Source organism: Chryseobacterium sp. SIMBA_029, assembly GCF_046535275.1.
Lineage (GTDB): Bacteria > Bacteroidota > Bacteroidia > Flavobacteriales > Weeksellaceae > Chryseobacterium.
This window is the reverse complement of the sequence record NZ_JAWRXA010000013.1, coordinates 42,826-65,105: the sequence shown is the minus strand read 5'-3', so window position 1 is coordinate 65,105 and position 22,280 is coordinate 42,826. Positions and strand designations below refer to the sequence as shown.

The window sequence follows — 22,280 nt, the reverse complement described above, 5'->3', positions numbered from 1 at the left end:
GTTAAGTATCACTCATTACAACACTACAAATATGCTCAAAAACTGGCTCAAAATTGCTCTGATCAATTATAAAAAAAAAGCGTTGTCCACCCTCATTAATCTCTTTGGACTTACGATAGGACTTACGGGATTTATGCTGATCCTGATGCATTGGAATGACGAGGAATCCTATGAAAAATGGAATCCCAAAAAAGATCAGATCTATATCTATCAGACTTATTATAAAAAAGATAAAACGTATGGAGGAGGAATATCCTATCCTATAGCTTTTAATGCTGTAAAAAAGATTCCTGAAGTGGAAGATTTTCTTCTTTTTAACAATCCAAAGTTAGGATGTAAGATAATGACAAAATCGACAACTGTTTTTCAGAAGGAAGGTTTCACAGTGTCAGATAGTTTTTTTAATTTTTTTCCATTTAAAATTGTTTCAGGAAGTGCTAAAGATGCTTTAAAATCAGAGACTTCAATCGCTATTTCTACGCAGACTGCAAAAAGACTGTTCGGAAAAACTGAAGTGGCAGGCGAGACCATAAAAGTTGATGATAAAAATTTTATTATTACAGCTGTCTATGAACTTGCTGAAGGTAACAGTCAGATAAAACCTCAATTTGTTATCCTTCCTTCTGAACAACTGAAAAATGATAAAGAAGAATGGGGAAATTATAATTATGGATGTCTTTTCATGCTTAAAAAAGGGGCTGATCCTAAGGTAATACAAGAGAAATTAAAAAACGATATTATAGAATTAAGAGTGGCGGTTGGTGCTAAAAACACAGGAATAACCCTGGAGCAATTTAGGTATATGTATGGTCCTAACGGAATTTTACTCACACCATTGGATAAGATGAAACTCCATTCAAAAGCATCATGGTTCGGAGTAGGGGATCTCAAGACAATTATGATTTTATTTACATTATCTGTTTTGATTGTTGTTTTATCAGCTATTAATTTTATCAACCTGAAAACGGCGGAAGCATCACAACGGGCTAAAGAGGTTGGAGTACGAAAAGCGATTGGCGGAACAAGATCTTCTCTGATGATACAGTTCTTTTTGGAAACTTTTATTATTTGTTTGCTGTCGTATCTTCTTTCTTTGGCAATGACCGAGTTTTTAATTCCCTCTTTCAATAAGTTCTTTAATAAAGAAATAAAGCTCAATGATTGGCATGTCTATGCTTATTCATTCGCGATGGTGATGATGGTCACTTTACTGTCCGGATCAATTCCTGCTTTTTATCTCTCCAGTTTTAAGGCTATTGAAACTCTGAAAGGAAATTTTGCAGGAAGCAAGAACGGCATATGGCTCAGAAACGGAATTCTTACGCTTCAGCTTGTTATTTCTTCATTTTTTATTATTGGCGGGCTCATTGTTAACAGTCAAGTTAAATACATGATGAATAAAGACCTTAGCTTTAATGGAAAGCAGGTTATGATGATCGACTTTAGAGGAAATCATCCTAAACCATGGCTGAAATATGAAAGACTTAAGACCGAACTTTCAAAAATTAATGGAGTGGAAGCTGTTTCTTTTGGTGAAGCAGTGGCAGGAGATGAACGGATAAGTAGCTCGGATATAAAGTATAAACAAGATGTTGTGGGTATACAAATGGGCTCTATGGATTATAATTATCTCCAGTTTATGGGGGTGAAATTATTAAAAGGACGTTGGTTGAATCCCTCTTTGGCATCGGATACAATAAGCAATGCAATCGTTAATGAAGCATTTGTTAAAAAATTTGGTTTTACAGATGAGCAGGTATTAGAGCGTAGTTTTGATCCTGGATTTGATAATAAAAAATATAGAATTGTAGGTATTGTTAAAGATTTTAATCTTAAGAGTCTTAATTATAAGATTGATCCGGTATTATTTTTTCATTATAAAGTTACCGATTGGAAAAGATTTACAGTATATAATATTCAGGTGAAATTAAAAGCGAATGATATTGATGAAACCGTAAATAGGATTAAAAAATTCTGGGGAACCACAGCAGAATCAGGCTATCCTTTTGAATATTCTTTTATCGATCAGAAGTTTGCAAAAACCTTTGTTACCTATCAAAAACAGCAGACCTTATTTACCATTCTGAATGCCATGGTACTTATGGTAGCTTTACTGGGGCTTTTTGCACTTTCTTCCTTAATGATCGAGCAGAAACTGAAGGATGTAGCCATCAGAAAAACACTGGGAGCATCAGACAATATGCTGATATTCGGGCTTACCCGCCAGTTCTTATGGATTACTGTGATAGCCGTGTTCATCAGCATTCCTATCTGTTATTATCTGATGAATGAGTGGCTAAAAGATTTTGCCTACAGAATTGATATGCCGGTCTGGCCGTTTATCGTCAGTTTCTGTGTACTGCTTGTGCTGACGTTTGCTGTGGTAAGCATTAAAGCCTATAAAGCAACCAAAGTTAATCTTGTCACCTACCTGAAGTATGAGTAACCGGATTATCCTATTACTTTTACTATGTATTAAAACCAGAACGAACTCATGAAAAATTTCATTTTCATATTTTTTGTTGGCCTTTTTCCGGCACAGCAATCATGGAACCTGCAACAGTGTCTCGACTATGCCACGGCGCATCATCCGTTGATTAAGCAGGCTACGGTTACCGTTACAAAGAATGAGAGGCTGGTGGTTGGCTCAAAAGGAATGCTGCTTCCTTCTGTAGAAGCAGGTGTCAATCACACGAACAGCTTTGGATCTTCCATCAACCAGTCGAGCAATCAAAGGGAAACGCTCAATACGCAATATGACCAATTTTATGCAAGAGCAGATTGGGAACTTTTCAACTGGAAAAATTTTCTGAATATTTCCCTGTCTAAGCTTAATAAAGAAACCAGTACTTACAAGCTCAAACAAGCGCAGAATGAAGTGAAATTGAGCGTAATTCAAATGTTTTTTACTTACCAGAACAGCAGAAGCTGGTTGAATGTACTGGAAACACAGATTTCAGGGATTGAAGAACAGATCAGGCGTACCGAAAAAGAAGTGGAAATCGGCAACCGTCCCAAAAGCGATGTGTACGATATCAAAGCGAATCTTGGAACGTTGCAGGAACAGTGGGTATCCGCAAAAAATCAGCGTGATCTGTCAAAAATTAATCTTCTGAATGCTTTGGCGGTTACTCAGGATTCTCTGGACTTTGTGATGACGGATGGAGAAGTTCTTTCCGAAAATGAATTTCAGGATCCTGATTTTACCCGAAAGCTGCTGGAAAAAAATCCTGCCTATCAATCGGTGATGGCAGAAATCAATGCCCAGAAAAAAAGAGAAGATATCGCGAGAGCAGGGTATTGGCCAACGCTGAATGGAAGTTACAGCTGGTCGAGTTTTTATAATAAAGTGCTGGGTAAAAATGATGTTCCTGCGATCAGTTTCTCGGATCAGTTTACCCAGAATAAAAACCAGTCACTTTCTTTTGGACTCAGTATTCCTGTTTTCAATAAGTTACAGGTGAAAATCAATAGCGAAATGGCAAAACTGAACACAATCTATTCGGAGTATGATAAAGAATTGATTGTTAATACCCTTACCCAGAGCATTAATGCCATTAAAGCCCAGTTTTTAAATGCTCAGGAAAAATATACTCTGCTGGATGCCAATTTCGAAAATCAGAAACTTTCTTTTCAGAAATCTGAGGAAAAATATAAAGAAGGATTGATGGATGCCTACACCTTTTTTGTGGTACGTAACGGCTGGCTTCAGGCCAATTATAATCTTATCAGCAGTAAAAATGAGGTGATCCAGCAAACAGAATTATTAAAAGTACTTGAGTCCAGTCAATAGAGGATCTGGCTTTAAAAAATAAAATCACGTTTCATTTCAATAGAAACAGGCTATTCTCAATCATTAGGAATAGCCTGTTATTTAATAGCCTGTTATTTTATATAAGATGTAAGTGTATAACTTCTTATTGAATCACAAAATTTTTCGTGCTCGTTGTATGGGCAGAAAAATAACCTAAAGCTCCATTGCTTACATTACTTGGAGGATTGGAGGGAGTGACACCGCCGCCATTATCTCCGCTGATCTGAAGGAGAGCACTGTAAAACGTAAAAATGTTGTTATCAATACACTGCATTTCAACGTGGATGGTATCTCCAGGGACTACTTTAACATCATCAGGATCGTCGCCATCATCATTAGGAAGGAAAAGAGGACGCTGATTAACTAATCCGTTATTAACGTTATCCGAAAATACTTCAAAGGTCTTTTTAGGTTTATCATTAACCGTAAAATTAAAGAGATAACGGTTGCCTAATGCTGCAGGATCCGTAAAAACAGGTAAAAGGGTATAAGTCGTTACGCCACCGAAAACAAAAGAGTCCTGCGTAAGACCATCGAAATTTACTGCCGCCGGCATTGTACTCTGGGCAGTATATTGTTTTCCTTCCGCCTGAACTTTCAATGTATACGTTCTCCCGGTAACCGCTGTGAAGGTTGACGTTCTGTATTTTCCGTCGCCTACATACTGCAAGGTTTCGGTTTGTCCGGTGTTATCACTTAAAATAACTTCTGCACCTGTAACAGCAGGATACTGATTGTTTTGAGTAAAAGCTACGGATTTTGTTATTTTCACATAATAAGGTCCGGGCTGGTCGGTGATATTTCCTTCGATAACGATGTTTCCGCTTTTGTCGGCAAGATCCAGGTCGATTTCTTTTTCACAAGACGTTAATAAAAACAGCGATAATATGATAAAAAATGTATTCTTCATGATTTAAAATTTGAAATTGTAAGTGATGTTTGGTACCCAACGGAATAATGATGTCTGCATAGCACGGGTAGTCCCCGGGTTATTCGGATTGTCTTCAAAAGTGATCGTATAGGCATTTTCGCGTCCATACAGATTATAAATACCGAATGACCATGATCCACGGAAACGTTTGGTGGTTTCCGGCTCATACGTAGCACTCAGATCCATTCTGTGGTATGCAGGCATTCTGTCTGCATTCCGGCTGCTGTACTGGAAGATCGTTTGCCCGTTCAGCTCATATTTCCCGGTAGGAAACGTAACGGCATTTCCGGTGCTGTAAAGGAACAACCCTGAAACAGACCACTTTTTATTCAGTTCATACGTTGCAACGATCGAAAGATCATGGGTTTTATCCATTCTTGCATCGTACCATTCATTATCATTGATACCATTGATTTTTCTTTCCGTTTTAGATAACGTATAAGAGATCCAGCCTGTCAGTTTCCCGGATTTCTTTTTGGCGATCAGTTCCAGACCATAAGCTCTTCCTTTCCCAAACAGCAATTCACTTTCTACATCTGCGGCTGTATCAAAGGTGATTTGAGCACCATTTTTAAAATCAATCTGGTTTTGCATGGATTTATAATAAATCTCTGCATTAATCTCATAATTGTTATGATTGAAATTTCGGCTGTATCCCAAACTTACCTGGTCTGCAATTTCCGGTTTTACGGTATAGCTGCTTCCGATCCACTGGTCGGTAGGATTTCCGCTGCTGCTGTTGCTTAGGAGATGGAGATTTTGAGTGTTACGGGAATAGCCACCTTTTACACTGCTTACTTCATTGATACGGTAATTGGCAGTAATACGCGGTTCAAGATTAACATACGTCTTTCCGAATTTCCCTTTTTCTAAATATTGGCTGCCTGTAAGAATTCCATTTTCATACGTATTGAATGTGTCACCACCCAGCACACTGAAGGTAGAAAGTCTTAGTCCATAATTAACGGTAAGCTTATCTGAAGCTTTAAAATCGTCATTCATATACACCGCATTTTCCCATGAATATCTTGGATTTCTTGGAAAACTGCTTACGCTGGTACCGGAAGCACTGCTTGGCGTCAGGGTATGGTAAATAGACTGGAAACCAAAACGAACGGAATGTTTATTTCCTGCAAACCATGTAAAATCCTGCTTAAGATTCCAGTCTTCAATCTGGGAATTTAAGCCAAAGGTATTATCGTTGCTTTCTAAGCTGATTTTATAATTGTAATTGCTGTAGATGAATGAAGTATTGGAGAACAATTTACTGTTGATAATACTGTTCCATCTCAATGTCGCGGTAGTATTTCCCCAATCTGTTGAGAACGTTTTCCCGATACCCAGCACATCTCTTCCAAAATATCCGGACAGATAAAGGCGGTTATTATCATTGATCTGATAATTGGCTTTCAGGTTAAGATCATAAAAATACAATTTGCTGTCTTTAAAATCATCCGTTGATTTCAGAAACAAATCGGCATAGGTTCTTCTTCCCGATACAATAAATGATGATTTCTCTTTTTGAATGGGTCCTTCCACACTCAGCCTGCTGCTGATAAGACCGATTCCTCCGTTGACGTTATAATCCTGATTATTTCCGTCCTTCATTTTTACATCCATCACCGAAGAAAGACGGCCTCCGTATTGTGCCGGGCTATTTCCTTTGATGATGCTGGCATCTTTTAATGCATCACTGTTGAATGTGCTGAAAAATCCTAATAGGTGAGACGCATTGTAAACAGGCGCTTCATCTAATAATATTAAATTCTGATCCGTAGCACCACCTCTTACACTGAATCCGCTGCTTCCTTCACCGTTGCTTTTAATACCCGGCAACAGCTGTATCGTCTTCATAACGTCCTTTTCCCCGAACAAGACAGGCAGTTTTTCTATATTTTTGATGCTTAACGTCTCAGTACCCATTTGGGCAGACGTCAGGTTTTTATCTTTTTTAATCCCGGAAATAACGACTTCATCAATCTTTCCTACGCTTTGTTCTTCCTGGTTGAGCGGCAGATCCAGTTTAATATTCTGATCCACTTTTACCTGCTGTTCAAAATCTCTGTAACCCGGATACGAAATGATCATCGTATAATTACCCTCTGGTAATGACAGCGAGTAAAAGCCGTACTCATTAGCAACAACGTTAATCGTTGGATCCTCAGCCACTTTTACAGTTACTCCGATTAGCAATTCCCCATTTTTTTTGTCTTTAATGGTTCCGCTTACGGAATACTTCTGTTGTGCTATTGCGAACGTGCTGAAACAGAGCGCAGCTGTGGCAGTAGCAATTTTTAAAAAAGATGTTTGCATTCAGTTGATGTTTAAAATAGTAAAAATCTAAGAATAATAGGATGTGGATTAGGGTTAAAGAAAATAGAAAATATCGTGTTTTAAAAGATAAAACTTATGTTGAGTGGTCTATCGAAAGAACAGAGAAGAAAATATATAGATAAGTCAAGGCTAAATAGTTTTTTATAAGGTGATGGTGTTTAAATTTTTTTATACCTAAAATAAGTAGCGCGAAAATAGGTATTTTAATTTTTAAAAAAGATTCGGATATGTTAATTTTTATGTTTTAAACGGGATTAAACCTTAATTATTGGATTGCATTACTGTATTTTTATTTGATATTTTTCAATGTATTGTGAAATAATAAATGATCATTGTTTAATTTTTAAGCAAATGAGTCATTATTCATTTTGATATTTTGATCATTCATTAATACCACACTTTAAATAAGTAAGCCAGTATAATTGTTTTTCAGAGATATCGTTTACCTTTAATTAAGGATTCTAAGTTTGAATAAAAGGTGGTCCGGAATTCTACATAAAAACTATGTAAAGCATAAAATATTGCCTGAAAATAAAAAAATAGTAATAATTTTATCAATTGTGTTGGTATCATTCGGTGATGATGCTGCCTGAAATTTTAATTACAACAGAAAATATGGAAAAAGTAACAGGAATTGGAGGTATTTTTTTTAAATGCAAAGATCCAAACAAAATGAAAGAATGGTATAAAACGCATCTTGGTTTAGACACCAACGATTATGGAGCAACTTTTGAGTGGCGGGAAGCATCCGATACGACAAAGGAAGGAGCTACCCAATGGACTCCTTTTGCTGCCGATACAAAATATTTTGAGCCTTCTTCAAAAGATTTTATGATCAATTATAGAGTTGCAGATCTGGAAGGATTGGTGGAAGAGCTCAAAAAAGAAGGCGTAACCATTGTAGACAAGATAGAAACCTATGATTTTGGAAAATTTGTTCACATTCTTGATGCGGAAGGCAACAAAATAGAATTGTGGGAACCGAAATAAAGATCATCAACTTTTTGCTTTCAGAACTGGAAGCATTTTAAAAATAAATTAATGAATAAGAAACATGTTGTTATCGCCGGACTTGGTGGCGTAGGCGGATATTTTGGTTTTAAAATTAACCAAACTAATGAAACTCTGCAACACCATACCATTTCCTTTATTGCAAGAGGAGAAACCTATAAAAAAGTAAAAGAAGAAGGATTAACCTTACTTTCTCCTGAGCATCCCGTAAGCCAGACGCATCCCGATGCCGTAGTGCAGCATATCAGTGATATTAAAAATCCTGATCTGGTTCTGATCTGTGTGAAAGAATATGATCTGGAGAATGTCTGCAGCCAGTTGTTGCAGGTTATCAATAAAGATACAGTATTGCTTCCAATGATGAATGGGGCTGATATTTACGAAAGAATACGAAAAGTAATTCCTGATAACGTTATTTTGCCAACCTGTATTTATGTAGCTTCCCATATCAAAGAAAAAGGAGTGGTAGAACATAAAGGAAAGGCTGGAAAGATGATCGTAGGACGAGATCCGGAGCATTTTTCGGCAGATGTGGACTGGATTGTCAGTTTATTAAGAGAAAGTAAAATTGATCTTGATTTTAAGGACAATTCATTAACGGATATCTGGACAAAGTTTATTTTCATATCAAGCTTCGGACTGGTAACGGCAAAGCATAATTCTTCCATTGGTACAGTTTGTACGGACGAATTGCAGAAACAGGAAGCCAAGGAAATCATGAAGGAAATACAGCAGATTGCTGACCGTAAAAATATTCCTCTTCAAAAGGATATTATTGAAAAGACATTTGAAAAAGCAGCCGGATTTCCTCCTGAAACTCCTACATCGTTACAACTGGATGTCAACTCAGGAAAAGAAAATAATGAATTGGAATTGTTAGGCGGTGCCGTCTTACAACTGGGTGCGAAACTTCATGTAGATACACCTAATACTCAAAAGATATACGATGAAGTAAAAGCAAAATAAAGGAGTGCTGTTTAAGCCACCAAATTTTCTTAAAATGAGCTGAATATAGATCATAATATAACAGAAAAATTTGGTGGCTTAATAAATAACTGATAATTTGGTTAAAAATCACAGCATATGAAAATCGGGCTTCCCTTGCTTTTTATGGTATGCATTTTTCATAATGCAGCTGCACAAAAAGCAGATATAGATAAAGAAAAACTCCTCGGATATTACGAAACACAGCGTTACGCGGATGCTGCCCAATACCTGCAAAGCATCTACCCTGAAAACACACAGGATATAAAAGCATTAACCCAAATGGCCTACTGCAATATGATGGCCGGAAAATTACAGGAAGCAGAAAAAAACTACCTGAAAGTAAATGCTATAGAACCCAGCAACCTCCCGGTTCTCTTTAGTTTGGCTCATATCAATTCCAGACGGAAGAATGCCACGAAAGCCAAATCCTATCTTCAGCAGATTATCCAGCTGGACAGCCTCAATTTCAATGCCTATAAACAACTGGCGGTATTTGAAGATAAGCCTGGAACAAAACTTTCTTACCTCAAAAAAGCCAATACCCTGAATCCTGCAGATCCAGATGCGGCCTATGATCTGGCGATGCTGTACCGTGATCTCAGACAATATCAGCAGGGATATGATGTGCTGAAAACTGCCATTGCTGCGGATCCGGAAAATTTCACATTGCAGCAGAGTCAATTATCACTGGCAAATCAATTGGGCAAATACCAGGAAGTTGTTGAAACAGGAGAAAAACTAATGAAAGTAAATGCTGATCCGAATGTAATGAATGATATGGGACAGGCTTATTTTTATCTTAAAGACTATCAGAAATGTATCAGTTTTTATAGCATGTTAGAAGCTTTGGATATTCAGAATGAAGGAACTTTATATTATATGGCTTTGAGTTATCGCGAACTGAAAGAATATGATAAGGCTGCTCTGTATGCCCAGAAAACGATAGATGAAGCTGTTTCAGATCACATTTCGGTCTATTATGCTGCATTGGCAGGAATTTACGAGGCTAAAAATCAATTTCCAGATGCTCTCGCTGCGTATAAAAGAGGTCTGACTTTTACAACCAGTAATGTTATTTATTATCGGCTGGGCCTGTTGTATGACCTCAATTTAAAACAGCCTAAAAATGCAGTCAATTATTATACGATGTACCTGAAAAACAAACCGGATCAGGAAAAAGAAAAAGAGCAGATTAATTATGCAAAATTCAGGATAACCGCTTTAGCCAATCCTAAAGAAGTTCGGTAAGGAGCTGTTTTTGCGGGAATATATTGCTTTACCTATTTATTTACACAAATTAACCACTGCAAAACAGTGGTTATATTATGATGAGACAGGTAACTATAAATTTGATTAGGTATGAAGGAATCTCTGCCGGCTCAGCAGGACTTCCTCTGTTTCACGATGGTCAGGATCGTCAACGCAGCAATCTACCGGGCATACCGCTTTACACTGCGGTTCCTCATGAAATCCTTTACACTCCGTACATTTTCCGGCAACGATGTAATAGACATCATCTGAAACAGCCTCGTTGAAAGCACTGGTATCTTTTTCTGTACCGTCAGGAAAAATTACTTTTCCGGAAAGTTTTGTTTTGTCCTGCCACCGCCAGTCAATGGCACCTTCATAAATAGCTGAATTAGGACATTCAGGCTCACATGCACCGCAGTTAATGCAATCGTCTGTTATTTTTATTGCCATGCTGTTAATTATTTAGGCTCAGTTACTTTTTTAATTTGAAGAGATGATGAACAATGCTCCGAATCTTAATTGTTCAAAAAGGGATTCTTTCAACAGGATTTTGTTTTAGAATCCCTTTACTAAATGTAATCAAAAATAATGAACAATAGCTACGGAGTTCTGTTTATCTTATCTATAAACTATCCGCAAGTACAATTTTTTCTATTTTCTTGGTGGTTGCAATGTCAATCAGCCGGTCGAGTTTATCAGCATACATCGGGGTAATTCTATTTTCCTGATCGAATAAAGACGTTCGAATCATAGCAACACTGAAGGGAAGCGGCCATGCCCGTAATGACTTGGCAATAGCGTCCATTGTATTAATGCCCTGCATGGCTTGAAGACCATCCGCCCAGCATACCATTCCTACCGTTTTGTCGGTTAAATAAGGCTGTGGTGCATCCGCAGTGACTTCAAGCCAGTCCAGACAGTTTTTCATTACTCCCGGAATGCTTCCATGATAAAGCGGTGCCAGCCAGAAATGAATATCTGCATCCAGAAACAATTGAGTCATACGCTCTACGGCCAGCGGCGTTTTGGTAAGGGTGATATCATAAAGAGGAATACCTGAATCTGCTAGCGCAAAAGTTTCATGAGTAATCCCCAGCATTTTGAGTTTCTCTGTAAAATAGGTAGTAAGGAGCCCTGACGTAGAAAATGGTCTTCTTTCTAACGCTCCGTTAAATATAAGTGCTTTCATTTTGTTTTAATTTTTGAAAATTATCTTTGGCAGGCCAATTTCGCCGTACATCAGACTTTTGACTAACGGTTTCAACAGTTGGGTAGCCAGAAGGTATAGGGCAGGAGGGATATCTGTTCCTGCCCGGACTACCACTTTCTGATTTTTATACGGTTCCAGATTTGCACGGATAAGATTTTGTTTCCATAGATCCAGAATTACGATGTCAGAAGTGTTCAGATCAGTATAAATGGCATGTGGATACAGCTTTTCCATCAGCATCATATATACCCAGGGCGGAATGATAGCATCTACGGAACAGCATACAGCCACTGCTCTCCCTTGATACATAGAAAAATCTACTGCCGAAACGGAATCTTTAAACTCCTTTTCTTTCACAATCATTCCCATGAAAAGATGATCTTTAATATCTAATTCCAGTACTTCAATCGAAGGTTTATAGAGTAACAGGTCAATGGCTATAATTCCCGAGGCTGCTGCTTTGTTAACGAATACTTGATCCATGATATATATTTTAATCAGATACCGATCTGTTATTTGATTTTTGAAAGAGCTTCTTCATATTTTTTCTCAACAACAGACCAATCCAGTACGGACCAGAAAGCTTCTAAATAATCGGCTCTTTTGTTCTGATATGCTAAATAATAGGCATGCTCCCATACATCAATTCCCAGAATGGGAAAACCTCTGTTTGTTGACTGTATATCCATCATAGGATTGTCCTGATTCGGTGTTGAGCTTACGGCAAGAGTACCGCTGAATTTTACATACAGCCACACCCATCCAGATCCGAATTGTCCCAAACCGCCTTTCTTCATTTCTGCTTTTAGGTTTTCTAAACTTTCAAAAGCTGAATCAATAGCTTCTGCCAATTTTCCTTCAGGAATATGCTTCGGTTCAGGAGAAAGAAGTTCCCAGAATAAAGAATGATTATAATGTCCGCCGCCGTTGTTTCTTACTGCCGGGCTGTATTCACTTATTCTTTGTAATAGAGCCTCCAGATCAGTAGTGGTTTCATTGCTTTTTTCTAAAGCTGCGTTCAGATTATCAACATAGGCCTGATGATGACGCTGATGATGAATGGTCATCGTTTCCTGATCAATAAAAGGTTCCAGTGCATCATAAGCATAAGGCAGCTGTGGTAATGTAAATGGTTTCATAACGTAGTTTATTTGATTAGTAGGTGACAAAGGTAATACTATAATTTAATTAAGCAACCTTTAAGTTGTTTAATTAAATTATGCAGTCATTTGATAACTGGCTGTACAATATTGATTTATGCTTGTAAATTGGAGATTATAGAAAATGACTATATTTGTTGTCTTAAAATAAAACAACGTAAGTATTGTCAAATGAAAAAACCGGCAGCAGAACGCATTTTAATGTTTTTAAAGATGAGAGGAGAGGCGACTTCGCTTTTAATCTCTGAAGAATTAGCCATAACAAAGGAAGGGGCGAGAAAACATTTACTGAATCTTTCACAAGAAGGTTTGATCAGATCTGTTGCTAAAAGTGAAGGAGTCGGAAGACCTTCTACCTATTATACCCTGACAGAAAAAGGCTTTGCACAATTTCCCGATATGCACGCCGATGTAACCGTTCAGCTGCTGAGATCGGTAAAAAATCTGTTGGGTGAAAATGCATTGAATTTGTTAATCAATGACCGTGAAAAGAATACCTATGAACGGTATGAAAAACTACTGGAAAAAGCAGAATCACTGGAACAGCGCCTGGAAATTTTGGCTAATATCAGAACGGAAGAAGGATATATGGCAGAATGGAAAAAAGAAGAGGGTGAATATTTCCTTATTGAAAATCACTGTCCGATATGTGCCGCTGCTGCTGAATGTCAGGGATTTTGCCGTGCCGAATTATCTAATTTTCAAAACCTGATCGGCAGCCCTTACAAAGTAGACCGCGTGAAGCATATTCTTTCAGGAGCACAGCGTTGTGTGTATAAAATCACTCAGTAAATTATAAACTTTCTTTACAATAATATTGTTTCCGGACCTTTATCTTACGGGATAACTTTTCCGGAACAAGCACTAAATCCAGTGTTCGATAAGGTGAAGCCATACTGCTTTTTCCTCATTCACCAGAAATACTGCGGACGACTGACGTCTCGTCGTAGCATCACCCGTGATCTGGATCTCAATATAGGAAGCCAGTCCATGGCTTTCGGTATGGGTTATTTCAATATTTTCAAGAATAATACGACGCTCAGGAAACTTACCGTATACTCCTGGTAGCCATTCAGCAAAGGCAGATAAAGAAATAATATCATCATTACCATTCACCATTGTAAAATCGGGTGCAAAACCGGACAAAAGCTTTTCATACAGACTATCCTGATCTTTTTCCTGTCCGTGGAACCATTTTTCAATATCTTCATGGAATCCTTTCACTTCTTTACTAATTTTTTCTGTAGTATTCATAAGGTTAAAATTATAATATTTAGGGGTAATTCATCAAGTTTTAGAGGCTTTTATTGTATTTGAGAAGCTGAGTCGTACTGAATATTCCAGCTACCTGAAAGACAGCGATCATGCCTATAGCCAGCGCAAAAGCTTTGGAAAATCCGAAAATTTCTATAGTACCGAAAAATAGCGTCCCAATAACAGTACCTCCCGTCACACTTCCCACCTGAATAGCAATGCTGATCAGTCCTGATGCCTGGCCTGCTTTATCCTTTGTCACAAGAGAAATGGATTCCCGCATGATGACAGGCATGATAATTCCATGACCCAAACCCGCTAAAAATAAGGTGATATTGGTTGTAAAGCCGGGTTGCTGATAGAAATAAAAATATAAAGCGGTCAGCGAGAATCCGCTGATCAGGAATCCCAGTCCTAAAAATATCATGGCACTGGGCGGGTATTGTATTCTTGGAATAAGGAAGGGGCCGAGGAAAAAAGAAGCTCCATAGGGAATAATGGCTAGTCCTGTTTCAACAGGGTTTAAGTAAAGAAATTGCTGCAAATAATAGGGATAGCATATAAATAAGCCTGATGTGAAATTATAAAAGAAAATAACGGAGAGGCATAAGGCAAAGGGCCTGTGTCGCAGCAGCACAGGGTCAATCAAAACAGGTTTTCCTTGTTGCTGCAGTTGTACTTCATATTTTAAAAATATAATCAGTAACAATAAACCAAGAGAAATAAGACCAAATATCCACCATGCCCAATGGTATTTCTGTCCGAAAATAAGAGGACAGATCAGGACCAGCAATCCTGATATTAATAATAATGCTCCTCTATAATCAATACTCTGTTTTTTCTCTTCAGGTGTATTATCCATAGTAAAATGAATACCTGTAATGCAAATAAGGGTAATAGGCACATTCACAAGAAATACCATTTCCCATGACAACTTCATCCAATGAAGATTAAGCAGCAGACCACCGAGAAGCTGCCCTGCAACGGAAGCGAGCCCGAATACAGAACTGAAGAAACTTACTGCTTTAGGCTGTTCCCCGGTACTGAATAAAATACGGATTGAAGCCAATACCTGCGGGGCAAGAAGCGAAGCTCCGATACCCTGAAACAGTCGGGAAATAATCAGAAATCCAATGTCGGGAGAACAGGCGCAGGCAATGGAAGACAATAAAAAGAGGTATAGCCCCAAAGTAAATATCTTCTTCCGCCCATACAGATCTCCCAGGCGTCCTCCGCAAACAACCAGAGCAGCATAGGTGAGGCCATAAATGGCAATGACCATTTGAAGCTGCTGATCACTGGCTCTGAATGCTTTTTGTATGGAAGGCAGTGCCATATTAACAATAAAATAATCCAGTGGGGAAAGAAAGGCCCCGGCAATCAGATATCCCAGCGCATGCCATCTTTTTGGATACAAATTCATCTTTTTTTTTGCAAAATTAACCTTCAATTATACTATTTAAATTGTACTTTTGGAGGAATAATTAGTATGATTAGATGAAGGTTTTATCTGTTGAACGTATTGAAGTAAAAGAACTCAGGGTAAAGAATGAAGCAATTGCTTTGAAAACAAAGGCTTTTCTTTCCTTTGTATATGTAGCTGCCGGAACCGGAAAGCTGGTGTACGAAGACCATACCATTACTTTTACAAAAAACAAGCTTTTTATGATTCCTCAGCATCAGTTGTATCATTTTACCAGTGAAGATGCGGAACTGATCGTTATAGAATGTCCGGTAGAATTTATCGACAGGATCAGGATGGAAGCAGATCGTATAGAAAGCTGTGAAAATCTTTACAAACTCCAGTACATTAGTAATCATTATCATGCCAGGGCTGGATGTATATTCCGGAACCGGGATGATGAAAGATTGGCGGAAATGCTTATCCTGCAAATTGCAAGAGAATATAGAAGTGCTGCTGATGATTATCTGATTATCCGGAACTGCATTTCCATACTTTTAAATCTTATCGCCAGAAATCTTATAGAAAGTGAAACTTCCGATCTGCAGAAAAACACCAAGGCTTTTTCTATCATGAAAATCATCACCTATATTCAACAGCACATAAAAGATAAAGAGAAAACACGTATTCAGGAAGTTGCTGCTCATTTTGGGATTTCCAAAAATTATTTTGGAGAATATTTTAAACAGCAGACTGGCGTAGCTTATCAGGACTATCTGCTGGATTACCGTCTCAAACTTGTAGAAACCTATTTGAGGTACAGCAGTGTAAGGCTTGCTGAAATCGCCTATGACCTTCAGTTCAGTGATGAAAGCCACCTTTCAAGGCTCTTTAAAAAACATAAAGGAATGACGCCGGGGGAATATCGAAAGAAAATCTAAAAGTGAAAGTGTTTACGATGGTAATGAATTGATTATGATTAAATTAATAGTAATAATATGAAACAAATAGACATACTTGGAAATTTTAAGTATCTGCTGCTTTTTTTACTTTTTTCATGTCAGAATAATAAACAAAAAACGCAGCTGGGAAAACAATTAATTACACAAAATTTCACAATACTGTTAGATCATTTAGATTATTTCAAATTATCTGGTAATCCTTTGGATGTTTCCATTTATCAATATGTAGGCGAGATTAAGGCTGACCAAGAAACTGTAATTAAAAAATTTCAGGATAAGTTTAAATTAAGCAATGAAAAAATAGATAATGATCCTATAAAGCTGGCAGAAATACCCCAAAAAAAGATTGGTGAGTATCGACTTTTTTTTAACAGTGATAATACTTCTAAAAGCCGCAATGACGTAATCAATGTTTCTTTTGTTAATCTGGTTATTAGCAAAAACAGTCAATATGCTGCTGTTGAGGTTGTTAAATCTTTAGGAAGCGGAGCAAAATATGAAATTTATTATTTTAAGCAGGTAAATGACAAGTGGGTTTTTAAAGGGAAGGAACTTTTGGCTTTAGGGTAGGTGAAAAATCTGTTTTATCTTTCTCTTTTCTATCAATTCATTGGCAATAAATTTTCTGATGGATTATAATTTCTATCTTTTTTTATTATAATCAATACCTAGTCAGCACCTCCATCAGCATCAATATAGAAACCAGTTTTTTAGAAGACTGATATTCTGGGTTGAGCTGTTCCCGGATTTCTCCAAGAGCTTTGCTAAGCTTATTACTGACGGTTTTGCTGCTTATTCCTAAAGCTTCTGCCGTATCATTCACAGACATGTTTTTCCGGATCCTCATATCATAAACCTGCTGTTCGGTAGAAGAAAGCTGACTAACTACCTCATCAATCATAGACAGCAGTTCAGAGATTTCATTTCCTTCAAGGATTTCAAAATATTCGGTATCCGTACTCTCTGCCACCGCTGGAATATCAAACTCATCAATACTTACTGTTGAAGGCGTTTTTTTATAGCTGTTATAATGATCAATTACCCTGTAATGCAGGTAACGAAGCAGATAACCTTTGGCGCTTTCCGATTCATCTGTCTGTATCGTGGCCGTATCCTCAAGGATCTTTATCCAAAGGTTTTGCAGAAGTTCTTCTGAGATCTCTTTGTCTTTGGTTCTTACGAAAACAAAGCGGTAGAGATGGGCCCAGTACCGTTCATACAATAGCATAAAGGCAGGCCGGTCGCCTGATTTTATTTTCTTTAATAAAGTATAATCTGTAGGTGTCATAGTTGTACCGCAAAATTACCTAAAGAAAAATTAACTTTTTGTGAACTTTCAATAAGGTAAGATTAATTATTTCTGAAAATCAGCAGGTAAATATGACGGGAATGTTGATAAAACAGATAAAATCCCTCAAAATTGTTGATAAGCTCGTGTAAAGTTAATAGAATGTTACGAATAGCTTAGGGAAGTATTTCATTTTCATAGTCTTATAGATAGCAGCATCTGTGGATGCCAATGAAATACTGTATGAAAAGTTTAAAATATAAAAATACCGAAGCTTTTGTCTTCAAACTCTGGAAGCGGGAAATATCAGGCGAGACCATTTCTGAAAAAGAAACGGAAGTTTTAACCATCTGGAAAGCACATGCAGAAAAAAGCCTTGACCAAACCCATTTGGAGGAATCCAGAGAAAGGGTTCTATCATTGCTGGAACCTTATTTTATACAGCCCGTTACCATAGCTCCACGTCTTACTTTTAGGAACTATGCATATAAAGTTGCTGCAGTCATTATTTTACTCCTTTCGTTGGGAGGTATTTTTGCGTACCAAACATTCTTTAAAGCAGATATTTATACTGCAGAATCCGGGACGCGTACTGTACATTTAGAAGATGGTTCAGTCGTAACACTTTTACGGGGTGCTGAACTTACGGTAGAAAAGTCTTTTCCTGCAGAAACCCGGGTGGTCAACTTAAAGGGAGATGCTATCTTTTCTGTAGCCAAATCTAAAATCCATCCTTTTATCGTTCGTGCTGATGGTTTCAGCACCAAAGTATTGGGAACGGTTTTTAAAATTTCCCAATCGGGAATCACCAAGGCTGTAGAGCTTTACGAAGGGAAAGTGGCAGTATCCTCGTCCGGAACTCCAGTATCTTATCTTACACCTCATCAGAAATGGACCAACTTCGGGATAGCCCATACATCAGCAGTTGTTTCTCTGATCGTACCAAAAATATCCGGTAAAAAACATCCGGTAGTGTTGTCCTTAAGCTTTAATGATGTTCCGTTAAAACAAGTCGTTGATATTTTACAGAAAAATGATGAAATACGTATCCTGTATCCTTCGGAAGCAGCAGAAAAGAAGATCACCGCAGATTTTACGGGAGGCAGTACGGATGAAAATATGGACGCACTGGCCTTTATACTGGGGCTGGAGGTACAAAAAGAAAAACGCATCTATACCCTGAAAAAATAAGATCCGATCATCAAAAAACAATAATCAGATACATAAAATTAAAAAGAGAAAGTGAAGATGAAAAGTTTGAAATGCGGGTTTACCACCGCGGTACTATTTTTTACGGTGACAGCAGAAGCACAGGAACTGATACAAAAGGTATCGTTTTCGGTCCCTGCCAGCAAACCGCTGATTGAAGTCCTGGAAGACTTTGCTGGTAAAACAGGAATGCGGCTGGCCTATTCAAAAATGGATATTAAAGAATTGAAAGTAAAAGGAGTGAAATGTGAAAATATTCCTGTGAATAACTGTCTGAAAGATATCGTAAACGGACTTCCGGTGGCGTTTCGCCTTCGTGGGGATCTTATTTCAATTAAATATGAAGGAGCAACTGTTTCCGTAGCGGGAGAAGGTAGAATTTCAGGGAAAATTGTAGATGAAGTTGGAAACCCGGTAGTGGGAGCACAGATTACAGTGGCAGGAAAGACTGTAGTAACGGATAATAATGGTGATTTTGTGGTGGATTTGCCTTCCGGAGTATATGTTTTGATGATAAAAGCTACAAAATTCAACAGTTTACGGGTAGAAAAGCTGTCAGTACGTACTCATGAAACAAATATGATTTCATTTGCGTTAAAGCCCGCTTCAGATAAAATAACAGATATCAAAGAAGTAGTCATTACGGGAAACAGAAAGACTGATACCCAGGCAGGATTACTCGCCCAGCAGAAAAGAGCGGCCCAGATGAGTGACGGTATTTCTGCGGAACAGATCTCCAAAACCCCTGATAATGACGTGGGCGGAACGCTGAAAAGAGTGACGGGAATCACAACCATTGATAACAAATATGTAGTGGTGCGTTCCATGGGAGAACGTTGGAATACGGCAGCAATGGACGGAATCAGTTTGCCGAGTACGGAAGCGTATAACCAGAATTTTTCATTTGATATTATTCCTACCGCGATGGTGGAGAGTATTGTGGTAAGCAAAACAGCCACTCCTGATATGAATGCCAATTTTGCCGGGGGGTATGTGGAAGTAAAAACAAAAGATATTCCTAATGAAAACTTTACGACGGTAAGTGTGGGTTCCTCTTATAATGACCTTTCAACATTTAAAGAATTTCTGACGCGTAAACAGGGTAAATATGATTATTTCGGGTATGATGACGGAACGAGGAATTTCCCTAAAGGACTCGAACCCATGGACTGGAACAATCCTTTATTTTTTACCCAGTCTAAACAATTTGTCAATGATAATTTCACAACCTACGGAACAAAAGCAGATCTGGGTTCCAATATGCAGTTGGCCCTGGGAAGAAGCTTTAAGCTTAAAAGCAATAACAAATGGGGCTTTGCAGGAGCTTTTACGATAAGAAATGAACAGAATAAGCTGGATATTGATCATACAGGAAGAGGAAACTGGCTGGATACGACTGAACTTATCAATGACTGGCAGGAAAAAGGAGCAGCACCCGTTAAATTTTACAATTTTAAAAATAAAGGAGCTTCCTACACCTATAATTCTACGGTAGCGGGCATGCTGAATTTCGGATTGCAGCTTGGTAAAAACAGGCTTTCTTTCCGAAACTCGTACACGCATATTTATGACAATACCCTAACGAGAATTACAGGCTGGAATGAATATACCGGCGGAAGCGGAATGCCTGCCAATGCCGAAACTTCCTATAATTATTTTTATAACGGAGTCATCCCGAACAATGACCCTTCCCAAATAAAATCTTTAGACAAACCTTATACAGACAATACGGATTATCCTATCTACCAGACCCTTTTACAGAATAAGCTGGAAGGCAATCACAAAATAGGAAATCTGGATGTCGATTGGTTTGCAGCAAGAACGGGAGTTTCTTCGGATACCAAAGATTATACACAACATCAGACTTTTTATGATTTCATAGGAAGCGAAATTTTAACCTATCATCAGATTAATAATTCCTCAAGTGATTTCTCCAGAGGGTATATCGAAAGCAAAGAAATAGATTATAATTACGGCGGGTCCCTTAAATGGAACAGAAATACAGGCAACTTTAAAAATGATCTGAAAATTGGATATGCAGGAGCTTCAAAAAGCAATACCAATCAGCAGCAGAAATTTTTATTACGGGTAGATGAAAACAGGGACGTACCGAACGGCGGAAACAATATGCTGACCCTGGACGGCTCACTTGCTGAGTGGTTTAACGGCTCTCATTATGTACCGGGAGGAATTGGATGGCAGACAAGACCGCTCTATAAAAACGAAAAATATGAAGGGAAAGTGAAACAGCATGCGATGTATGTGATGTTTGACAACCGCTGGAAAAATAAACTGAGGCTGGTCTGGGGAGTCCGGGCAGAATATTTCAAGTATGATCTTATTTCCCAGCAGCTGGATCCCAAAGATTCAAGGAATGTAAATAAAACTGAGGTTGAAGATAAACCCTGGCAATGGATGCCTTCGGCCAATTTTACATACAGCCCCACAAATACAATAAATCTGAGGCTGGCCTACAGCAGAACGGTAATCCGTCCTCAGTTTAATGAAAGAACGGGATTACCTTATTTTGATCCGGTAGCCAACGGCCTCATCTACAATACTGAAATGGTTTCATCGGTGGTAAATAATTATGATTTTAAATTCGAGTGGTTTCCGGGATTGGGAGAGATATTCTCTGCAGGATTATACTATAAAAATATCGACCGTCCCATTGAACGGGAAGGATATATTTCCAACGAAGGAAATTTATACCTCTATAACGGAAATTCAAAAAATGCCAAACTGAAAGGGTTTGAAGCGGAAATAAGAAAAAACCTGGGATTCATTGCAACGGATTCTTTCCTGGAGAAACTTTTTATAAGCGGAAATTTTACCTACAACAATACGAAGGTCATTGCTTTCAAAGACAGGGAAAAAACAATGGACACCGATGATACCTATGAAGTGGAAAGACCTCTGTACGGGCAGACACCGTATGCCTATAACCTGGGCCTGATGTACGATGGAGATCGTTTGGGACTAAGCTTTTTATACAATGCAAAAGGCGACCAGTACATTACTGTAGGCTATGCGTACAACGGAGAAGAAATACAGCGTGCCTATGCCGTGGCAGATGCACAGATCTCTTATAAATTCCTGAGAAATAAAAATCTGGAGCTGAAATTCAATGTCAAAAATCTGTTCAACAGAGTGAAGGAATACTACAACAATTACAATTCCTACTCAGTGTCAAAAGGCGGTGCTTCCCAAACAGAAAGGGAATTGTGGGGATTACTGCCCGGTGCTACTGATAAATACGACAAAGGAATTGATAAAATACTTTTTCGGGCCTACAGCGGAAGGGTATTGGGAGTAAGTGTGAATTATACTTTTTAAAACATACAATAAAGAAAAGAGCTCAGAATAGCAATGTACAGGTTTCGGTACCCTGAGAATGAATCAAATAGTTACTGTTCATGCGCAAAACAGTACAGATTCAGGCAAAACCGGATGTCCGTTGTGGTTCC

At 38.1% G+C, this 22,280-nt stretch carries 19 protein-coding genes; 10 read left to right on the top strand and 9 right to left on the bottom strand.

Going from position 1 to position 22,280, the window contains the following annotated elements; genetic code table 11:
* The first annotated feature begins 31 nt into the window (after positions 1-31).
* Positions 32-2,446, top strand: coding sequence for an ABC transporter permease (locus tag SB679_RS20615; protein ID WP_410704193.1), 2,415 nt, complete (start codon positions 32-34; stop codon positions 2,444-2,446).
* Between the two features lie 48 nt (positions 2,447-2,494).
* The gene (locus tag SB679_RS20610) at positions 2,495-3,793 is read left to right on the top strand and encodes a TolC family protein (RefSeq protein ID WP_410704192.1); all 1,299 of its coding nucleotides are present in this window, start codon (positions 2,495-2,497) and stop codon (positions 3,791-3,793) included.
* Between the two features lie 124 nt (positions 3,794-3,917).
* On the opposite strand, the gene SB679_RS20605 is transcribed toward SB679_RS20610, so the two are convergent.
* Together SB679_RS20605 and SB679_RS20600 are read right to left on the bottom strand one after the other, a co-directional pair.
* Positions 3,918-4,724 carry a DUF4249 domain-containing protein gene (locus SB679_RS20605; protein ID WP_410704191.1) on the bottom strand — a complete coding sequence of 269 codons (807 nt, stop codon included), beginning with the start codon at positions 4,722-4,724 and terminating at the stop codon, positions 3,918-3,920.
* A 3-nt stretch (positions 4,725-4,727) separates the two neighbouring features.
* Positions 4,728-7,058, bottom strand: a complete 2,331-nt coding sequence (locus tag SB679_RS20600) for a TonB-dependent receptor (RefSeq protein ID WP_410704190.1) — start codon at positions 7,056-7,058, stop codon at positions 4,728-4,730.
* A gap of 636 nt (positions 7,059-7,694) precedes the next feature.
* On the opposite strand from SB679_RS20600, the gene SB679_RS20595 reads away from it, so the two are divergent.
* The 3 genes from SB679_RS20595 to SB679_RS20585 all read left to right on the top strand — a co-directional run bounded on the left by SB679_RS20595 (position 7,695) and on the right by SB679_RS20585 (position 10,325).
* Positions 7,695-8,069: a VOC family protein gene (locus tag SB679_RS20595; protein WP_410704189.1), complete on the top strand. Its 375-nt coding sequence runs from the start codon at positions 7,695-7,697 to the stop codon at positions 8,067-8,069.
* A gap of 51 nt (positions 8,070-8,120) precedes the next feature.
* On the top strand, positions 8,121-9,056 hold the full coding sequence (locus SB679_RS20590) for a ketopantoate reductase family protein (protein WP_410704188.1): 936 nt from the start codon (positions 8,121-8,123) through the stop codon (positions 9,054-9,056).
* Between the two features lie 117 nt (positions 9,057-9,173).
* Positions 9,174-10,325 carry a tetratricopeptide repeat protein gene (locus tag SB679_RS20585; protein ID WP_410704187.1) on the top strand — a complete coding sequence of 384 codons (1,152 nt, stop codon included), beginning with the start codon at positions 9,174-9,176 and terminating at the stop codon, positions 10,323-10,325.
* Between the two features lie 105 nt (positions 10,326-10,430).
* Here SB679_RS20585 and SB679_RS20580 read toward each other — a convergent pair whose 3' ends face one another.
* The 4 genes from SB679_RS20580 to SB679_RS20565 all read right to left on the bottom strand — a co-directional run bounded on the left by SB679_RS20580 (position 10,431) and on the right by SB679_RS20565 (position 12,677).
* Positions 10,431-10,778 (bottom strand): 4Fe-4S dicluster domain-containing protein, encoded by a 348-nt coding sequence (locus SB679_RS20580; protein ID WP_410704186.1) that lies wholly within the window; start codon positions 10,776-10,778, stop codon positions 10,431-10,433.
* 172 nt (positions 10,779-10,950) lie between these two features.
* Positions 10,951-11,517, bottom strand: a complete 567-nt coding sequence (locus tag SB679_RS20575) for an NADPH-dependent FMN reductase (RefSeq protein ID WP_410704185.1) — start codon at positions 11,515-11,517, stop codon at positions 10,951-10,953.
* 6 nt (positions 11,518-11,523) lie between these two features.
* Positions 11,524-12,021 (bottom strand): DUF2480 family protein, encoded by a 498-nt coding sequence (locus SB679_RS20570; RefSeq protein WP_410704184.1) that lies wholly within the window; start codon positions 12,019-12,021, stop codon positions 11,524-11,526.
* Between the two features lie 29 nt (positions 12,022-12,050).
* A complete protein-coding gene (locus SB679_RS20565) occupies positions 12,051-12,677 on the bottom strand; it encodes a superoxide dismutase (RefSeq protein WP_410704183.1) in 627 nt (208 codons plus the stop codon).
* Between the two features lie 192 nt (positions 12,678-12,869).
* Between SB679_RS20565 and SB679_RS20560 the strand changes: the two genes are divergently transcribed.
* Entirely contained in the window at positions 12,870-13,490 is a 621-nt protein-coding gene (locus SB679_RS20560) for a helix-turn-helix transcriptional regulator (protein ID WP_410704182.1), read from the top strand.
* A gap of 72 nt (positions 13,491-13,562) precedes the next feature.
* Here SB679_RS20560 and SB679_RS20555 read toward each other — a convergent pair whose 3' ends face one another.
* Together SB679_RS20555 and SB679_RS20550 are read right to left on the bottom strand one after the other, a co-directional pair.
* Positions 13,563-13,952 carry a hypothetical protein gene (locus tag SB679_RS20555; protein ID WP_410704181.1) on the bottom strand — a complete coding sequence of 130 codons (390 nt, stop codon included), beginning with the start codon at positions 13,950-13,952 and terminating at the stop codon, positions 13,563-13,565.
* 40 nt (positions 13,953-13,992) lie between these two features.
* Positions 13,993-15,375 (bottom strand): MFS transporter, encoded by a 1,383-nt coding sequence (locus tag SB679_RS20550; RefSeq protein ID WP_410704180.1) that lies wholly within the window; start codon positions 15,373-15,375, stop codon positions 13,993-13,995.
* A gap of 74 nt (positions 15,376-15,449) precedes the next feature.
* Here SB679_RS20550 and SB679_RS20545 point away from each other — a divergent pair, with 74 nt between their 5' ends.
* The gene (locus tag SB679_RS20545; RefSeq protein WP_410704179.1) at positions 15,450-16,295 is read left to right on the top strand and encodes a helix-turn-helix domain-containing protein; all 846 of its coding nucleotides are present in this window, start codon (positions 15,450-15,452) and stop codon (positions 16,293-16,295) included.
* A 57-nt stretch (positions 16,296-16,352) separates the two neighbouring features.
* Positions 16,353-16,886, top strand: coding sequence for a hypothetical protein (locus SB679_RS20540; RefSeq protein ID WP_410704178.1), 534 nt, complete (start codon positions 16,353-16,355; stop codon positions 16,884-16,886).
* Between the two features lie 91 nt (positions 16,887-16,977).
* Here SB679_RS20540 and SB679_RS20535 read toward each other — a convergent pair whose 3' ends face one another.
* Positions 16,978-17,604, bottom strand: coding sequence for an RNA polymerase sigma factor (locus tag SB679_RS20535; protein WP_410704177.1), 627 nt, complete (start codon positions 17,602-17,604; stop codon positions 16,978-16,980).
* A gap of 243 nt (positions 17,605-17,847) precedes the next feature.
* Here SB679_RS20535 and SB679_RS20530 point away from each other — a divergent pair, with 243 nt between their 5' ends.
* Both SB679_RS20530 and SB679_RS20525 read left to right on the top strand, forming a co-directional pair.
* Positions 17,848-18,795 carry a FecR family protein gene (locus SB679_RS20530; protein ID WP_410704176.1) on the top strand — a complete coding sequence of 316 codons (948 nt, stop codon included), beginning with the start codon at positions 17,848-17,850 and terminating at the stop codon, positions 18,793-18,795.
* 57 nt (positions 18,796-18,852) lie between these two features.
* Positions 18,853-22,149 (top strand): TonB-dependent receptor domain-containing protein, encoded by a 3,297-nt coding sequence (locus SB679_RS20525; protein WP_410704175.1) that lies wholly within the window; start codon positions 18,853-18,855, stop codon positions 22,147-22,149.
* Positions 22,150-22,280 lie beyond the last annotated feature (131 nt).

What these genes read in the sequence shown, in the direction of transcription:
- SB679_RS20575 (WP_410704185.1), bottom strand. Translation starts at nt 11,517, where the DNA reads ATGAAAGCACTTATATTTAACGGAGCGTTAGAAAGAAGACCATTTTCT.
- SB679_RS20535 (WP_410704177.1), bottom strand. Translation starts at nt 17,604, where the DNA reads ATGACACCTACAGATTATACTTTATTAAAGAAAATAAAATCAGGCGAC.
- SB679_RS20585 (WP_410704187.1), top strand. Translation starts at nt 9,174, where the DNA reads ATGAAAATCGGGCTTCCCTTGCTTTTTATGGTATGCATTTTTCATAAT.
- SB679_RS20540 (WP_410704178.1), top strand. Translation starts at nt 16,353, where the DNA reads ATGAAACAAATAGACATACTTGGAAATTTTAAGTATCTGCTGCTTTTT.
- SB679_RS20580 (WP_410704186.1), bottom strand. Translation starts at nt 10,778, where the DNA reads ATGGCAATAAAAATAACAGACGATTGCATTAACTGCGGTGCATGTGAG.
- SB679_RS20590 (WP_410704188.1), top strand. Translation starts at nt 8,121, where the DNA reads ATGAATAAGAAACATGTTGTTATCGCCGGACTTGGTGGCGTAGGCGGA.
- SB679_RS20565 (WP_410704183.1), bottom strand. Translation starts at nt 12,677, where the DNA reads ATGAAACCATTTACATTACCACAGCTGCCTTATGCTTATGATGCACTG.
- SB679_RS20605 (WP_410704191.1), bottom strand. Translation starts at nt 4,724, where the DNA reads ATGAAGAATACATTTTTTATCATATTATCGCTGTTTTTATTAACGTCT.
- SB679_RS20545 (WP_410704179.1), top strand. Translation starts at nt 15,450, where the DNA reads ATGAAGGTTTTATCTGTTGAACGTATTGAAGTAAAAGAACTCAGGGTA.
- SB679_RS20615 (WP_410704193.1), top strand. Translation starts at nt 32, where the DNA reads ATGCTCAAAAACTGGCTCAAAATTGCTCTGATCAATTATAAAAAAAAA.
- SB679_RS20595 (WP_410704189.1), top strand. Translation starts at nt 7,695, where the DNA reads ATGGAAAAAGTAACAGGAATTGGAGGTATTTTTTTTAAATGCAAAGAT.
- SB679_RS20530 (WP_410704176.1), top strand. Translation starts at nt 17,848, where the DNA reads ATGAAAAGTTTAAAATATAAAAATACCGAAGCTTTTGTCTTCAAACTC.
- SB679_RS20600 (WP_410704190.1), bottom strand. Translation starts at nt 7,058, where the DNA reads ATGCAAACATCTTTTTTAAAAATTGCTACTGCCACAGCTGCGCTCTGT.
- SB679_RS20560 (WP_410704182.1), top strand. Translation starts at nt 12,870, where the DNA reads ATGAAAAAACCGGCAGCAGAACGCATTTTAATGTTTTTAAAGATGAGA.
- SB679_RS20550 (WP_410704180.1), bottom strand. Translation starts at nt 15,375, where the DNA reads ATGAATTTGTATCCAAAAAGATGGCATGCGCTGGGATATCTGATTGCC.
- SB679_RS20610 (WP_410704192.1), top strand. Translation starts at nt 2,495, where the DNA reads ATGAAAAATTTCATTTTCATATTTTTTGTTGGCCTTTTTCCGGCACAG.
- SB679_RS20570 (WP_410704184.1), bottom strand. Translation starts at nt 12,021, where the DNA reads ATGGATCAAGTATTCGTTAACAAAGCAGCAGCCTCGGGAATTATAGCC.
- SB679_RS20555 (WP_410704181.1), bottom strand. Translation starts at nt 13,952, where the DNA reads ATGAATACTACAGAAAAAATTAGTAAAGAAGTGAAAGGATTCCATGAA.
- SB679_RS20525 (WP_410704175.1), top strand. Translation starts at nt 18,853, where the DNA reads ATGAAAAGTTTGAAATGCGGGTTTACCACCGCGGTACTATTTTTTACG.